We start from the raw sequence: 1298 nt of genomic DNA, 5'->3' as shown, positions 1-1298 counted from the left end.
CCGCGTCCTCGCCGGCGGCGTCGCCGCAGCCCAGCGCCGCGGCATAGGCCAGGCCGGCCGCCTCGGCCTCGGCCACGGGCAGGGTGGAGAAGGCGGTCTGGCAGGCGCCGCTCTGCAGGATGGCGCGGTGGAACAGGCCGGCGGCGCCGGGCGCCACCAGTTGCAGGCAGGTGCTCCAGGCGCCGGCGGATTCACCGATCAGGGTGACATTGCCAGGGTCGCCGCCGAAGCGGCCGATATTGCGCTGCACCCAGCGCAACGCCGCCTGCTGGTCCAGCAGGCCGAGATTGGCCGCGCCGCCCGCCTCGGCCCGCAGCGCCGGATGCGCCAGGAAGCCCAGCGCGCCCAGCCGGTAGTTCGGCGCCACCAGCACCAGCCGCTCGCGCTCGGCCAGCAGGCTGAGGTCGTATTGCCGGTTGCTGCCCACCACCAGCCCGCCGCCATAGAGCCAGACCATGACCGGCAGGCGCTCGCCCGGCCGGGCCGAGGCCGGGGCATAGACATTGAGGTTGAGGCAATCCTCCTCCCCCGCCTGCATCCAGGTGGCGGTCTGCCCGCGCAGATAGGCGGGGCTGAAATTCTGCAGGCAGCCGGGGCCGAGCCGGGTCGCGTCGCGCGGCGCCGTCCAGGGCTCGGGCGGGGCGGGGGGCAGCCAGCGGCGGGCGCCGGTGGGCGCGGCGGCGAAGGGGATGTTCAGGAAGGCTTGCCCTTCCGGCGCGGCGACGCCCCGCACCGGGCCGCTCTCCGTCTCCACCAGCAGGGGCCGGGCGCCGGGCGCCTCGACCAGGTGGCGCGCCCCGCCCGGATCGCCATCGCAGGCGCCGAGCAGCAGCGCGGCGAGAAGCAGGGCCGGCAGGCGCATGGGCAGTGTCCTTATCCGGGGCGGCGGTGGCGCCGCGCGGCAGAGATGGGTCGGCCGGGTCGTCAGGGGAAGCCGGCGGCCCGGCCACGAAAAAGGGGGCGCCTCGCGGCGCCCCCCGATCCGGTCGCGATCGCGAGGTGCTTAGCGCAGCACGATCTCGACGCGGCGGTTCTGCGGCTCGCGCACGCCATCGGCGGTCGGCACCAGCGGGCGGCTCTCGCCGAAGGCCTGCACCGTGATGGCCGAGCGGCTGACGCCCTGGCGGACCAGCTCGGCGGCCACGGCGTCGGCGCGACGCTGCGACAGGCGCTGGTTGTACTGCGGCGAGCCCGAGCGGTCGGCATGGCCGGCCACCTCGATGCGCGTCGTCTGGGTGCGGCTGGAGTTCTGCGCCGCCTCGCTGATGATCTGGCGGGCACGGTCCGTCAGGTCGGCA

At 75.7% G+C, this 1298-nt stretch carries 2 protein-coding genes; both read right to left on the bottom strand.

Annotation, left to right across the window (positions count from 1 at the left end; genetic code table 11):
• On the bottom strand, positions 1–862 hold an 862-nt coding region (locus HMPREF0731_RS21295), incomplete at its 3' end, for a carboxylesterase family protein (RefSeq protein WP_007006313.1).
• Positions 863–1003: 141 nt separating this feature from the next.
• A partial coding sequence (locus tag HMPREF0731_RS21290) for an OmpA family protein (protein WP_007006312.1) occupies positions 1004–1298 on the bottom strand: 295 nt, incomplete at its 5' end.

It is taken from the genome of Pseudoroseomonas cervicalis ATCC 49957 (assembly GCF_000164635.1).
GTDB classification, from domain to species: domain Bacteria; phylum Pseudomonadota; class Alphaproteobacteria; order Acetobacterales; family Acetobacteraceae; genus Pseudoroseomonas; species Pseudoroseomonas cervicalis.
Note: the sequence above shows the minus strand (reverse complement) of the source record. Positions and strands in the feature narration are given on the sequence as shown.